The organism is Hyphomonas sp. GM-8P (genome assembly GCF_003263315.1).
Taxonomy (GTDB): domain Bacteria; phylum Pseudomonadota; class Alphaproteobacteria; order Caulobacterales; family Hyphomonadaceae; genus Hyphomonas.
The window spans coordinates 128,504-141,855 of sequence record NZ_AWFE01000083.1 but is presented as its reverse complement, the minus strand read 5'-3'; the positions used below and the strand labels follow the sequence as shown (position 1 = coordinate 141,855).

The following is a 13,352-nucleotide window of genomic DNA, read 5'->3' as shown; positions in this document are numbered from 1 at the left end:
AATGAGGCCATGACATAGCGCAGCTGGCCGGGATATGCCCGTCACGCCTTGATCTTCAGCGATCAAAGACCCGTGATTGGAATGTCAGGCGGTCAGCCGCCTGTGGCGGGCGTATCGATCTCCATCCAGTCCTGCGGCTGCAGATTGTAGACCATGTCCATGACCTCGAACCCGATGCCATTCGGAAGCCGGGAACTGGAGTTCCAGAGGATAACGACGCCCGTGTCGCGTTCCGGATCGAACAGGATGTAGGAGCGGTAGCCCTCGACGGCGCCGCGGTGGCCGATGACGCGGTCGCCATTCTCTCCATATTTGTAGATCCGCCAGCCAAGACCGTAGCGGGCGTCGCGCACGGTGCCCCGGTACCGGCTGGACATGCGCCGCTGCTCGCCGCTCGTATAGACGCGTGGAGTCTGCAGCATGTCCAGCGCCGCTTCGCTGAGCACGTCGGGGGCCAGCCCCATCTGCGCGCGGGCGTAGCGGGCGAGGTCCATGATGGATCCGTTCACACCGCCGGCGGCCGGAACATTGTAATAGTCGTCATTGACAATTTTTTCCTGCGGCGGGCCCGGCACGCGGGACCGCTTGGTGTGGGGGCGGGCCCAGGAGGGGGAGGTCTGAAGCCCGACCCGCCCGATGCTGGCGGTCACCATGCCGAGCGGTTCAAAGACCGAATGCCGGACGGCATCCGCATAGGGCGCGTGGGTCACGTCTTCGACAATTTCGGAAACCGTGTCGTAGGCAACGTTCTGATAGGTATGGCAATCGCCAACCGGGCAGAGCGGCTTCAAATTGGCGAGGCTTCGGCGGATTCTTGCGGCATCCCAGCCATCTTCCAGACGTGTGTCATAGGCGTTTGGCACGATGCCCAGCCGGTGGGACAGCACATCTTCCAGCGTCGCGCGATTTTCCGCCCCTCCAGGCAGCCGGAGGGAGGTTTTGAACTTCGAGACCGTGTCGGTCAGGTTCAGCTGGTGCCTGTCGGCGAGGATCGCCACTTCCGTTGCCGCGACGCCTTTGGACAATGACGCCCACCGGAACACGGTTTCCTGGGTCACGGGCGATCCGCCGCGCTCGGTCACGCCATAGCCATTCGCGAAACTGATTTCGCCCTTGTCGATCACGGCAACGGCAAGGCCGACGATTTCTTCATTGGCCGCCAGACGGCCGATCCGCTCATCCAGACGCTTGTAGTCGATCGACTGTGCGAGGGCGGCGGGAAGCGGAAGCGTTGCAGCAAGACAGATCGCCAGCGTGCGCAGGAAACGCATATTCTCATCTCATCTTCAGCGGCCCGCCCAGGCTCACTCACACCAAGACTCCCGGCGCGTGTAAAGATCAATGGATGCAACCGGGTGAAAACTGTAGGTTCTTCCGGCAGGCGGCGGGCTGGCATGACCGCTTTTGATGCTGATTGCATGACTTGACCCGGCGCTGCCGGGCCTGTATTGGCCCCTCTTTCCGAGACACTTAGCTTCCAGAGCAGACCGATGAAACGCACTTTCCAGCCGAGCAACCTCCGCCGCAAGCGTACGCACGGCTTCCGCGAGCGCATGGCCACCAAGAATGGCCGCAAGGTGCTGGCACGCCGCCGCGCGAAGGGCCGCAAGTCCCTGTCCGCTTAAGACCGGCGCCAGTCCGCCTCTCCGAAGGGGATGGCCGTGACGGCAGATACCGACAAAGCTTTGATTGAGGTCGTACGCCTGCGCGTGCGGCCTCAATTCATTTTCGTCCGCGGCGGCCGGGCCGAGCGGCGCAGGTCCCTCGTGGTGCAGGCCCGCAAGCGGGCAGGGGAACAGCCGGGCCACCATGCCGGGGCCGGGTTCACGGCCACGAAAAAGATCGGCAATGCTGTCATCCGCAACCGGGCCAAGCGGCGCCTGCGCGAAGCCGCACGCCAGCTATTGCCGCGCCTCGGGCAGCCGGGCTGGGACTATGTGTTCATTGCGCGTCAGGATACCGCTGATATTGGCTGGCCGCGTTTGCTTGACGATATGGAAAGCGCACTGATAAGCCTCGCCGCTGATTAAACCCGCCGCCCATCCGGGCGCTCCTGCTTTAAGATTCCGGGACCCCCGAGATGGAAAAAGAAGACCAGCGCAATTTTCTGCTCGCAATGGTGCTGATGATTGCGCTCGTGCTGGGCTATCAGAAATTCTTCGTTGAGCCCGCTCAGAAGAAGTATGAGGCACAGCAGGCCGCAATCGAAGCGGAAACCCAGGCCAAGACGACCGACACCGGTGTTGTGGCGGTCGACCAGCTGAAACCAGTGGAAGAGGCGCTCGCCGACAATCCGCGCATCGGGTTCGAAGGCCAGGGCGTGGATGGTTCCATCCGTCTTGCCGGCGCGCGCATCGATGATGTCAGCCTGCACGACTATTATCTTACGGTGGAGAAGAAGCAGGAAGTGCGCCTGTTCCGCCCTGAGAACAGTGAGTACGGCTACTTCGCGACATATTACTGGGCTTCCGGCGGCACGCTGGTTGCCGGGCGCAATTCCCCATGGACCGTGGTCTCCGGCGACAAGCTGACCCCGACCTCGCCAATTGTGCTGAAGCTGGAAGGCGATGGCGTCACGATTGAGCGGACTGTCTCGCTGGACGAGAACTACATGTTCACCTTCACCGACAAGGTGACCAACACGTCCGATACGGCGCGCAGCTTCCGCGCGATCGGATCGATTGAACGATTTGGCGATTTCAAAGGCTTCCTTGAAGCGACGGACCCCGGTTCCTCGGTTTCCACGGCCGCGCATATGGGCCTGATGGGCCATACCGACGGCTCGCTGCGCCTGAAGAAGTTCAATGGCCTCTACAAGATGAAAGACATCAAGGGAGAGTCCGCGGACGGCACTTTCCCGTCGTCGGATGGCGGCTGGTGGGGCCTGTCCGACAAATACTGGCTGGGCGCGCTCATCCCGCAGCAGGACATGTTCTTTGCCGGCCTCGTCGACAAGCGGAAGCTTGCGACCGGCAAGGATCTGGAGCTGCGCACAGAGTCCGCTTCGCTTGATCTTGCGCCTGGCGCCAGCGCGACGATGGAAAACCGCATCTTTGCAGGCGCCAAGCGCTACGAAGTGCTGAAGGATTACGAAAAGAACCTTGGCATTCCGAATTTCGAAGATGCCATCGACTGGGGCATGCTGTTCTTCCTTACCAAGCCTTTCTTCTATGCGCTCGAATGGCTGTCCGGCATTGTTGGCTCATTCGGCTGGGCCATTCTTGCCTTTACGGTGCTCGTCAAGCTGCCGCTCGTGCCGCTCTATAACCAGAGCTACAAGTCGATGGCGAAGATGAAGAAGCTGCAGGAGCCGACGCAGGAAATCCGCGAACGGTTCAAGGCGGATCCACAGCGCCAGCAACAGGAGATCATGAAGCTCTACAAGGAAGAAGGCGCAAACCCGCTCGGCGGCTGTCTCCCGATCCTTGTGACGATCCCGATCTTCTTCGCGCTGTTCAAGACGCTCTATGCCACGATCGAAATGCGCCACGCCTCCTTCATGTTCCTGAAGGACCTCTCGGCGCCAGACCCGACGGCGATCGGCAATCTGTTCGGCCTCATCCCGTGGTGGTCCGCGGCTGACCTGAAGGCCATCCCGTTCATCGGCATGGTGATCGGCGTCGGTATCCTGCCGATCCTCTATGGGGCCACCATGGCGGCCCTGCAGACCCTGTCTCCGCCGCCGCCGGATCCGATGCAGCGCCGCATGATCCAGTTCATGCCGCTGATCTTCCTGTTCGTGTTCGGAGGATTCCCGGCCGGCCTGGTCATGTACTATATCTGGTCGAACACGCTGTCCTTCATCCAGCAATACTTCATCATGCGCCGGAACGGTGTGGATACCGAGATCGGCAAGTTCGTGAAGAAGCTGTTCACGGGTGGCAAGGAACCCGCCAGCTGATCCGATGACAGAAGACATTTCCCCGGCAGGGCAGGGCCCCAGCGACGACGCCCTGGAAGCGGGCCGCCTCCTGTTTGCAGGTGAGGCCACCTTCGTCATGGGCGTCGTGAACCTGAAGCAGCTGCCAGCCGCCGACCGGCCGGAAGTCTGCTTTGCGGGCCGCTCCAATGTCGGCAAATCCAGCCTGATCAACGCGCTGACAAACCGGGCGAAACTTGCGCGCTCCTCGGCAGAACCAGGCCGGACACGCGAACTGAATTATTTCGATATTGGCGAAGGCCAGCTCTACCTCGTGGACTTGCCGGGCTTCGGGTATGCCAAAGTGTCCCGCTCACAGACCGAGGCGTGGACGCGTCTCACCAAGTCCTACCTGCGCGGTCGCCCGTCGCTTCGCCGGGTCTTCCTGCTGGTCGATGCCCGCCGTGGCCTGATGGATACGGACGAAGAGGTCATGGACATGATGGACAAGTCCGCCGTGACCTATCAGATCGTCCTGACCAAGGTGGACAAGGTCGCGAAGGGCGAAGTCGACACGCTCGCCGCAAAGATCGCCGAAAAGCTCAAGAAGCGCGGCGCGGCTCACCCGGTTGTGCGCATGACGTCTTCGGAGAAGGGCTGGGGCATCCCGGAACTGCGCGCCGAGATTGCGGGCCTGATCTAGTCCGCCTGCTTTCCGGGATGGTAGCGCCGGGTCGCATTTTCGGCGATTTCCAGCCAATCCAGATGTGCCTTGCGCCAGTTTTCCGAAGCAAACAGTTCGGACTGGTCGGCATAGTGCGTCGAATTCGGATCCAGCGTGGACGAGCCGAAGGGGTGGATGACCCGGGCGGTCTGATTGCCGTCGCTGTCCCACTCCACCAGCGCAATCCATGTGTCACCGGCATTCATGTGCAGTTCGCCATCATCACGAATTTTGGCTGGATAGACGGCGCGCAGCGTATCCGGCCCGCCGCTGATCGGCCAGGTCTGGTCTCCGCGGGCGAGCTTGTTTACCTCGCTCCATTCCGGATCGATCCGGCCGTGATGTTCCATCAGCCAGCTGACGGCTTCCCGGAACGCTGTTTCCGGTGGGGGTGCGGGTTCATGGGTGAAGCGCGCCGTAATCTCGCGCAGGGTTGTCAGCCCGCCAAGCGCTGCGTGGCGGGAGTGCATGTCCATGCCAAAGTCCCACTCTGCCAGGAACGCCGCCGCTTGGGCCAGCTCAGGCTCGTCGTTCCAGTCACGCGTGAGCACGGCATCGATCACCTGCCGGGCCTCCGACCCTTCGGCATAGGCGGTATCAAACTTGATGGAGAGCAGGCGGGCCCGGTCCATCGTGATCGTGCCGTCCGTAAGTTCCATGATGCGGAGCGCCCGATTGGTCTGGTTGGTCTGGAGGCCCATGCTTTGTGGGAAGTCTTCCGGCCTCAGATTGTCCGGTCCGTCCGTCGCGCTGTAAGGCGTGTTGTTGGCGTTGAAGACAAAGCCGGAAGCGGGATTGATCAGTTTCGGCACGTGGGCCCAGTCGCGATAGCCTTGCCAGATCAGGTCCGACCGGTCACCCGGCAGGTCACCGTCCCAATCCCAGGCATCTTCCCGCGCGGGATACTGTCCATTATGGATGAAGCCGACATTCCCGGCCTTGTCGGCAAAGACATAATTGATCGAGGGCAGGGCGTTGATCGACATGGCGTCGAGGAAACTGTCCAGCCCGGCCGACCTGTTCAGCCGGTAATACTGTTCCAGCTGACGGATCTCTCCCATGCCGGCATAGCGGATGGCATAGGTGCCGGTCGGTGCTTCAATCACCGGTCCGTGGGCGGAGCGGAGGACGGGGCGTTTCACCTTCAGGGCAAACGGCCCCCACAGCTTCACATGAAGGGTGGCAGTGGATGTTTCAAAATCCTGCCATGCGCCATCAAGCAGATACTGGTCCTCATTTTCCGGATTGCGGGTCAGGACGTAGGTGTCCGACAGATCCTGTGCGCTGACCGTGTTGGCCCAGCCGATATCATGGTTGAAGCCATGCAGGATGACCGGTGTGCCGGGGAAAATGCCGCCGGTAATGTCGAGGCCTTCGTCGGAGACCATGTGCGCTTCATACCAGGCGACCGGGCCGGTCAGCGGCTGGTGGGAGTTGATGATCAGGCGCGTCACCCCGTCTCCACTTCGGGAAGGTGCCACCGCAAAGGCGTTCGATCCGCGTTCGGACAGGGTTTTGGGCGCCATGAGGAAGGCTTTCCTCTCACCCTGCGGATCAAGGGCGATGGCTTGTGAGTAATCGCCGGAGAACAGGCCGGTCAGCGTTTCGTCCAGGCCATAAAAGAAGGGTGTCTTGAACAGGAAGCCGGCAATGATGTCCTGCGGGGTGAACGGGGCAAGTCCGGCCCAGGTCTCGTCCGGGTGCTCCGACGCATAGAGGTTCAGTCCAGCAGCGTAGGCCTCGGCCACCGCCTTCACGTCTTCTGGCACGTCGCGCTCATACCGGGCGTCTATGGTCTCCCACACGCCCAGCAGGGAGACGAGATAATCGGCGGGCGCGGCGTCCTTTCCCCGATAGCGGGACAGGCGTCCACGCGTTACGGCGACGACCTCCTGGATGGTCTCGAAATCATCCTCGGCATGGGCGTAGGCAAGACCGAAGGAGGCATCCCGGTCCCGTTCGCCGCGGATGTGGGGCACGCCATATTCGTCGCGCAGGATTTCCGCATCATAGCCTTCGGAGGTGGCCGCCAGAACAGCTGGGGAAGGGTTCGCAGGCAGAGGATCCCACAGGAAGACCCCGGCACCTGCAAGAACGACCAAGGCGAGCCCCCCGAGACCGGACAGAAATCGTATCATCAGCTGCACACCCTCGACCTCGTACACTTGCAACATTAGGTGGCTTTTCAGGTGCAGCAAGCGCCTTATCGGTATTGGCGAATCGGATGGCGGAACCGATGCCCCGGATTGCCGCGGCGAATACCCGTTTCGTGATTGCACAAAGCGCGTTAAAGGGGCGGCCATGACTGATGATTTCTCCGCCGCCCAGTTCACCGCGAAAACCCTGTCAGAGGCGCTGCCCTATATTCAGCGCTATGTCGGGCAGATCGTCGTCGTGAAATATGGCGGGCACGCCATGGTCGATGAAGGACTGTCCGCCATGTTTGCGCGCGATGTCGTCCTGCTGAAAACGCTCGGCCTCCACCCGGTGATCGTGCATGGCGGCGGCCCGCAGATCGGCAAGCTGCTCGACCGGCTGGGCATTGTCTCGGAATTCAAGGGCGGCCTGCGCGTGACGGACGAAGCGACCATGGAAGTGGTCGAGATGGTCCTCTCAGGCCCGATCAACAAATCCATTGTCCGGGCGATCAACCAGGCAGGCGGTCTCGCCGTCGGCCTTTCGGGCTCCGATGGCCAGCTGCTGCAGGCGACCAAGGCCACGAAGACCGAGCGCGATCCGGACAGCCATATCGAGCAGGTGCTTGACCTCGGCTTTGTGGGAGAGCCCACAGGCGTCGATACCAGCGTGATCGAAGCGTTGCTGCAGGCCGATTCCCAGCTGATTCCGGTAGTGGCGCCTGTCGCCATGGGCCCGGACGGGCACCGCTTCAATGTCAATGCAGACACGGCCGCCGGCGCGCTCGCCGAGGCGCTGGGAGCCAGCCGCCTGTTGCTCCTGACAGATGTTGCCGGCGTGCTGGACAAGGACAAGAATTTGATGCGCGACATCAAGGTGGCCGACATTCCGCGCCTGATCGAGGACGGTACAGCTGTTGGTGGCATGATACCGAAGCTTGAAACCGCGGCGCATTCCGTAAATCATGGTGTCGGGGCGGCGGTTATTCTGGATGGACGTGCGCCGCACGCCCTCCTCATGGAGCTGTTTACCGAACATGGCGCTGGAACGCTCATTTCGTAACGTCCTGGCAGCCCTTGCGGTTGCCGTGTGTTTCCCTGGCCTTGCCGCTGCCGCGCAGGAATCCGGCGCGAAAGACGGCTGGAAGCTTTGCAACAAGACGTCATACATCATCGACGCCGCTTTCGGGGTGCCTGAGGAAAAGGACATCACGGTCGAAGGCTGGCTGAAGCTGCGCCCCGGCGAGTGCAAGGTTGCCGTCGAGACGCCGCTGGAGCCGAAATACCATTTCCTCTATGCGCGGACCTCGCTGGCCCATCGCGGCGGTGCGCGTGAGTGGGGCGGCCGTACAGAGCTGTGCGTCGACCCGACGGGGAGCTTCACGCTGGAAAACCCGCCCGAATGCGCACCCATGGGGCTGGAAGCCCGCGGGTTCCGCGCGGTGGAAGTGTCCAGCAAGGTCCGCTGGACGACGGACCTGACCGAGATCGAGAATTACAGCCTCGACAAGGCCCGCGCAGCCGGGCTGCAGCGTCTGCTGGAAGAGGCTGGCATCGCCAGCGGCGCCATCGATGGCAACATCGGCCGACGGACCCGTATCGCGATCGGCGAATTCCTCAAGCAGAACAAGCTGCCGGCCGACACATCGGACGACGATCTGATCGACTTCCTCGAACAGGTTGCGAAGGAGCGGGGCCGTAATGTCGGCTTCACGCTCTGTAATCGCACCAAGAAGCGGATCTGGAGCTCCATCGCGCGGCGCGGGGCCGAAGGCTGGGAGAGCCGGGGCTGGTGGCTGCTTGAGGCTGGCGGCTGTGCCCGTGTGATCGACCGGCCGCTGCGGGGCACCGAATATTACGTCTATGGCGAAATGGAAGACGGCTCGAAAATCCGCACGCTGTCCAAGGCATCGGATGCATTTTGTGTCGGCCACGCGAAATTCGCCATCGCCGGGCGCGACCAGTGCGAGGCCTCGGCCTATCGCACGGCTCTGTTCGCGGCCACGCCTCCTCCGACCGAGCGCAAGCTGGTCTTCGAATTCTTCGAGCGGGACTTCGCCAAGGCAGGCGGCAATGACCGTTAAGGCCCCCGGCGTCCACATCGCCCCGTTCGGGAAGTTCGACCACGTCAGCGACTGGGTCTTCGATCTCGACAACACGCTGTACCCGGCCGAATGCGACCTGTTCGCCGAGATCGACACGCGCATGACGGCTTTTGTCTCCCGCGTGCTGGCCCTGCCGCCCCAGGAAGCCCGCAAGGTCCAGAAGGACTATTACAAGACCTATGGCACGACCCTGTCGGGCCTGATGCATGTGAACCAGATCGAGCCGGCCGATTTCCTGCACTATGTGCACGACATTGACCTGTCACCGCTGCCGGATCTGCCGGATTTACGCTCGGCGATCGAGGCACTGCCGGGCCGCAAGTTCGTCTACACGAATGGCTCGCGCCGTCATGCCGAGCGCGTGACCGAGAAGATGGGGCTCTCGCATCTGTTCCATGACAGCTTCGGCATTGAGGATGCGGCCTATACGCCGAAGCCCCGGCAGGATTCCTACGATCGGTTCTGCGGCCTGCACGGCGTCGATCCGAAACAGTCCATCTTCTTCGAGGACCTCGCCCGGAACCTGCTTCCAGCAAAGGATATGGGCTTCACGACGGTGCTGGTGCATTCCGAAAAGGACTGGAGCCACGAGCCCATTGAAGCGCGCCCTGCGACGCTTGAGGACATTTTGAAGGATGACGGGCCGGATCACATCGACTATGTCACCGGCGACCTCGCGGCCTTCCTCGAAGCGGCGCGGGACACGCTGAAATAAGAACCAGAACTGGGGGAAAACCCATGACCGAAGCCCTTGCCCGCGTAATCGATTCTGCCTGGGAGGCGCGCGACACGCTCTCGACTGAAACGAAAGGCGAAGTGCGTGACGTCGTGGATGCCGCCATCGACCTGATCGACAAGGGTGAGGCCCGCGTCGCCGAGAAGGGCGCCGACGGCGAATGGGTTGTGCACCAGTGGCTGAAGAAAGCCGTACTGCTGTCCTTCCGCCTGAATGCCAATGGCATGATCGGCGGCGTACCGGGCGGCGGCAATTGGTGGGACAAGGTGCCTTCCAAGTTCGAAGGCTGGGGCGAGACTGAATTCAAGGAAGCCGGCTTCCGAGCCGTGCCGCCCTGCGCCGTGCGCCGGGGCGCCTTCGTTGCGCCGAACGCCGTGCTGATGCCGTCTTATGTGAACATTGGCGCCTATGTCGGTGAAGGCACGATGATCGACACCTGGGCCTCTGTCGGCTCGTGTGCGCAGGTCGGTGCGAACTGCCACATCTCGGCGGGCACGGGCATCGGCGGCGTGCTTGAGCCGCTGCAGGCGAACCCGACCATTATCGAGGACAATTGCTTCATCGGCGCGCGTTCTGAAGTCGTCGAAGGCGTGATCGTGGGGGAGGGGTCGGTGATCGCCATGGGCGTGTTCATCACCCAGTCCACCAAGATCGTGAACCGCGCGACCGGCGAGATCAGCTATGGCAAGATCCCTCCTTACTCGGTCGTCGTACCGGGCACGCTGCCGGATCCGAAAGGCGGTCCGAGTCTCGCCTGCGCCGTCATCGTGAAGACGGTCGACGCCCAGACGCGTTCCAAGACCGGCGTGAACGAGCTGCTGCGGGACTAGGCAGCCTGCTTCTGTTCCGCGGCGTCACGGGTTCCACTGCCCGGTGAAACGCGGTCTGATCCGCTGGTAAGCGGAGAATCACGCATGGCCAAGAAGCTGAAGCAGCACAAGGCGGTGGGCGAAGAGTATCTCGCCACCGTGGGAGAGAAGCTTAAAGTCACGCACGCCTTTCCATTTCCGGCCTCTGCCGTCTGGGCGGCGCTGCTGGATGCGAAAGCGTGGACGGAATGGCTTGCGATCACAAAGGTGACCTGGACCAGTCCGGAACCCTATGCCGTCGGCACGACGCGGACGGTCGAGATCGGCGACATGGTCATCGACGAGGTCTTCTTCATCTGGGAAGAGGGCAAGCGGATGGCCTTCTATTTCGACAAGTCGACCCTGCCGATCTCCGCGGGTGTTGAAGACTATCACGTGGTCGAAACACCGGATGGCTGTGAGCTGCGCTGGGCCGGCAAGGCGAGCGCGCCGCTTTTCCTTGGCGGCATTGTTTCGAAGCAGCTGGCCAAGGGCATCGCCGAAGGTCTGCCAAAGCTGGAAGCCCTGATCCACGACAATCCCGGCCGGTTCGGGCTCAATTGATGTTGCGGGCCTGATACAGGCGGAAATTTCCAGATTTAACCCTTCAGGGTGATGAAGGTGCCGGTGTTTCCGGCGTCTATGGCTCCATCAATGACAGCGATGGAGCCGCTCCTATGAAACACCTGATCCTAGTCCCAGCTTTGGCAATGGTCCTTGCCGCCTGCAGCACGACTGCCGGCGCGTCCGGAGATACGGCGGAACTTGCCCCTTTGCTGGTGGCGAATCAGCCCGGAGACGGTGACATGAGCTGTGAACAGATCTCTGCCGAAATCGACAATATGAACCTGCTGATCGTCGAGGCGGAACAGGCATCGGCAAATGCGGAGGCATCAGGCGCTGCTGCGGGCGCCACCACCGGTGCGGCGGTCAATGCTGCGCTCTATAGTGGTGCGCTTGGCCGCATGCCCGGGCTGGGTTTTGCCGCCAATGCTGCCGGTGGCCTCGCAAAACAACAGGCCGAGGCGCAGGCTGAACGACAGGCAGAAAATGCCAGACGGGCCGAGCTGCGCCGGACGGCTCTGACAGGAATCTCTGCAGGCAAGGGCTGCTGAGCTGGGTGGGGGGGACGCACTATCGGCTCGACTCTCTCTGCGATAGTGCGTCGTCCACTGCCTCCGAAATGAATTCTGCGACCCGGCCGGGCCGCTCATGGAGGATGATCGAACCGGCATCCGGCTCGATCGTGAAGCGTGCATCATGCAGGCGTTCGGTGACTGCGCGTACATCGTCAGGCCGGACGATACGGCATTTCTCTGGCTGCAGCCAATATTGCGGGCAGCGCACCTCATTGAGATGCGGCCCCCAATCTGAGTGTTTGGATAATTCGTCGAGATAAAAGGGCGAACCGCCTTGTTCGCAGGCGTGAAATATTCCCAGTGCGTGCGCTTCCAAGGCACCGGGCCGGGCCAGGGCCCGCATGTCTGCCTCTGATTGGCTGTAGCGGTCGATCAGGAAATGCTTGGCGCCGCGTCGCCTGAAACTGCGCAGGCCCAGCGCATTGCTAAGTTTCAGGACCGATGGGGCATGCCGTGCAGACATGGCTGCCAGCCGGACGCGCCTGTCCATGCCGGAATAGTGTTCCTTCGAGAGGGGGATACCACCATTCACCAGGATAAATGATGCGGCGCGCGGGCCAAGCGCATTGACGAGCCGTGCTCCATGGCTGGTACCAAGTTGCTGCGCGATGACATGCACTTCTCCGCTCGTATGCTGATCGATCACAGCCAGTGCATCCTGAAGGCTTGTTTCCTCGAATGCCGCCTCGGTCTCCGGCGGGCTGGTATAGCCATAGCTTGGGCGGGAAGGAGCCAGTAGCGTGACGTCCCGCGCTGCAAGATGCTCCAGGAATTCAGTCTGGAAGAACGGCCCCTGGATCAGGGCGTGGAGGAAGACGAGCGTACGCTTGCCTGTTCCGTGCCGGTAAAAGGCAACCGTTCGCCCTGCGCGTTGCAGCGTATGCATGTGTTCACGCGGCGTGGTCCAGCTCGTCAGCAGGTCATCACCGGACGCCCCGGGTATCTGATGGAGCATGAAGGCAATGCCAGCAGACAGCTGCACCAGGTCGGCAATGCGGGCGCAGCCGGTCTTCCGCAGGATGCTCTTTGACTGAGCCTTGATGGTTTCGGTCGAACGTCCGCGCTCATCGGCGATCTGTTTCGGGGCCTTGTTGGAGAGGTAGCCGGCGAGCACCTGAGTTTCAGACTCTGTCAGGCCGAGCGCCGTGCCCAGCCTGTCCAGCAATGTCTCGGACCAATGGACGAAGGACAGGGAGATGCGAAGGGCCGCGTCCGGGTCTGCCGGGCGGTGGATCAGGCCAAGACATGTGCTTTCGGCATCTTCGCCGATATTGCCCAGGAAAATCCTGTCCTGTTCTTCTGCCCGGTTCAGCGTCTTGTGGATCAGCCCCCGCGTGTCTGGATCCAGTGGCAGCTCTTCCAGCGGCACAGGCAGGTCGCATTTCAGTAACACGCCTGCAGCATCATTGCCGCTGACCTGCAGGCTGCCAGGCCTGATCTGCAGGACGGCGTGATACGGATCCTGACTGACTGATTGCGACTTTTCCAGCGCGACGGCCATGTCGAAGATTTCCAGCAACCGATCCGTGTGCGTATCAAGTTCCGATTGTGCGGCCTCATTCTGCAGGACAGACGGGCTGATCTCGCCGGTCTTCAGGTTCACGGCAAAAAAATCGTGCGCTGTGTCCAGGAAACTTTCAAAGGCCGTGTTGTCCAACGGGACCTGATAAGCGACGCCGAGCAATTCGATATAAGGTGCTTCTGCCGCTGTATCTGAGGAGGGCGGTTTCACGATGTCGGAACTCACTACCAGTCAATACACAGGAATGGCTGGTGCGTCCCGCATGGGCCGCACCAGCGTTTGCC

Annotated in this window: 13 protein-coding genes; 10 read left to right on the top strand and 3 right to left on the bottom strand. The window is 61.8% G+C overall.

Annotation, left to right across the window (positions count from 1 at the left end; translation table 11 throughout):
• Nucleotides 1–92 precede the first annotated feature (92 nt).
• The gene (locus tag HY26_RS13335) at nucleotides 93–1,271 is read right to left on the bottom strand and encodes a serine hydrolase (protein WP_112073791.1); all 1,179 of its coding nucleotides are present in this window, start codon (nucleotides 1,269–1,271) and stop codon (nucleotides 93–95) included.
• Nucleotides 1,272–1,490: 219 nt separating this feature from the next.
• On the opposite strand from HY26_RS13335, the gene rpmH reads away from it, so the two are divergent.
• Genes rpmH through yihA form a run of 4 tightly spaced genes read left to right on the top strand, consistent with a single transcriptional unit; the run spans nucleotide 1,491 to nucleotide 4,562 of the window.
• Nucleotides 1,491–1,625 carry a 50S ribosomal protein L34 gene (gene rpmH / locus HY26_RS13330; protein WP_034766749.1) on the top strand — a complete coding sequence of 45 codons (135 nt, stop codon included), beginning with the start codon at nucleotides 1,491–1,493 and terminating at the stop codon, nucleotides 1,623–1,625.
• A gap of 30 nt (nucleotides 1,626–1,655) precedes the next feature.
• Nucleotides 1,656–2,030 (top strand): ribonuclease P protein component, encoded by a 375-nt coding sequence (gene rnpA, locus HY26_RS13325; RefSeq protein ID WP_112073790.1) that lies wholly within the window; start codon nucleotides 1,656–1,658, stop codon nucleotides 2,028–2,030.
• Between the two features lie 50 nt (nucleotides 2,031–2,080).
• Nucleotides 2,081–3,901, top strand: coding sequence for a membrane protein insertase YidC (gene yidC, locus HY26_RS13320; protein WP_034766744.1), 1,821 nt, complete (start codon nucleotides 2,081–2,083; stop codon nucleotides 3,899–3,901).
• 4 nt (nucleotides 3,902–3,905) lie between these two features.
• Nucleotides 3,906–4,562 (top strand): ribosome biogenesis GTP-binding protein YihA/YsxC, encoded by a 657-nt coding sequence (gene yihA / locus HY26_RS13315; RefSeq protein ID WP_034766743.1) that lies wholly within the window; start codon nucleotides 3,906–3,908, stop codon nucleotides 4,560–4,562.
• On the opposite strand, the gene HY26_RS13310 is transcribed toward yihA, so the two are convergent.
• Entirely contained in the window at nucleotides 4,559–6,721 is a 2,163-nt protein-coding gene (locus tag HY26_RS13310; RefSeq protein WP_112073793.1) for an acylase, read from the bottom strand. The genes yihA and HY26_RS13310 overlap by 4 nt on opposite strands.
• A gap of 163 nt (nucleotides 6,722–6,884) precedes the next feature.
• Between HY26_RS13310 and argB the strand changes: the two genes are divergently transcribed.
• The 6 genes from argB (at nucleotide 6,885) to HY26_RS13280 (ending at nucleotide 11,522) form a co-directional block, all read left to right on the top strand.
• Nucleotides 6,885–7,781 (top strand): acetylglutamate kinase, encoded by an 897-nt coding sequence (argB, locus tag HY26_RS13305; RefSeq protein WP_034766741.1) that lies wholly within the window; start codon nucleotides 6,885–6,887, stop codon nucleotides 7,779–7,781.
• Nucleotides 7,756–8,802 carry a DUF1036 domain-containing protein gene (locus HY26_RS13300; RefSeq protein WP_034766740.1) on the top strand — a complete coding sequence of 349 codons (1,047 nt, stop codon included), beginning with the start codon at nucleotides 7,756–7,758 and terminating at the stop codon, nucleotides 8,800–8,802. Before argB ends, HY26_RS13300 begins: the two co-directional genes overlap by 26 nt.
• Nucleotides 8,792–9,538 carry a pyrimidine 5'-nucleotidase gene (locus HY26_RS13295; RefSeq protein ID WP_034766739.1) on the top strand — a complete coding sequence of 249 codons (747 nt, stop codon included), beginning with the start codon at nucleotides 8,792–8,794 and terminating at the stop codon, nucleotides 9,536–9,538. Before HY26_RS13300 ends, HY26_RS13295 begins: the two co-directional genes overlap by 11 nt.
• Before the next feature lie 23 nt (nucleotides 9,539–9,561).
• The gene (dapD, locus tag HY26_RS13290) at nucleotides 9,562–10,389 is read left to right on the top strand and encodes a 2,3,4,5-tetrahydropyridine-2,6-dicarboxylate N-succinyltransferase (RefSeq protein ID WP_034766738.1); all 828 of its coding nucleotides are present in this window, start codon (nucleotides 9,562–9,564) and stop codon (nucleotides 10,387–10,389) included.
• Nucleotides 10,390–10,473: 84 nt separating this feature from the next.
• A complete protein-coding gene (locus tag HY26_RS13285; RefSeq protein ID WP_034766737.1) occupies nucleotides 10,474–10,971 on the top strand; it encodes an SRPBCC family protein in 498 nt (165 codons plus the stop codon).
• Nucleotides 10,972–11,213: 242 nt separating this feature from the next.
• The gene (locus HY26_RS13280; protein WP_146740231.1) at nucleotides 11,214–11,522 is read left to right on the top strand and encodes a hypothetical protein; all 309 of its coding nucleotides are present in this window, start codon (nucleotides 11,214–11,216) and stop codon (nucleotides 11,520–11,522) included.
• A gap of 19 nt (nucleotides 11,523–11,541) precedes the next feature.
• Here HY26_RS13280 and HY26_RS13275 read toward each other — a convergent pair whose 3' ends face one another.
• Complete coding sequence (locus HY26_RS13275; protein ID WP_034766735.1) at nucleotides 11,542–13,293, bottom strand: alpha/beta hydrolase; 1,752 nt, start codon at nucleotides 13,291–13,293, stop codon at nucleotides 11,542–11,544.
• Nucleotides 13,294–13,352 lie beyond the last annotated feature (59 nt).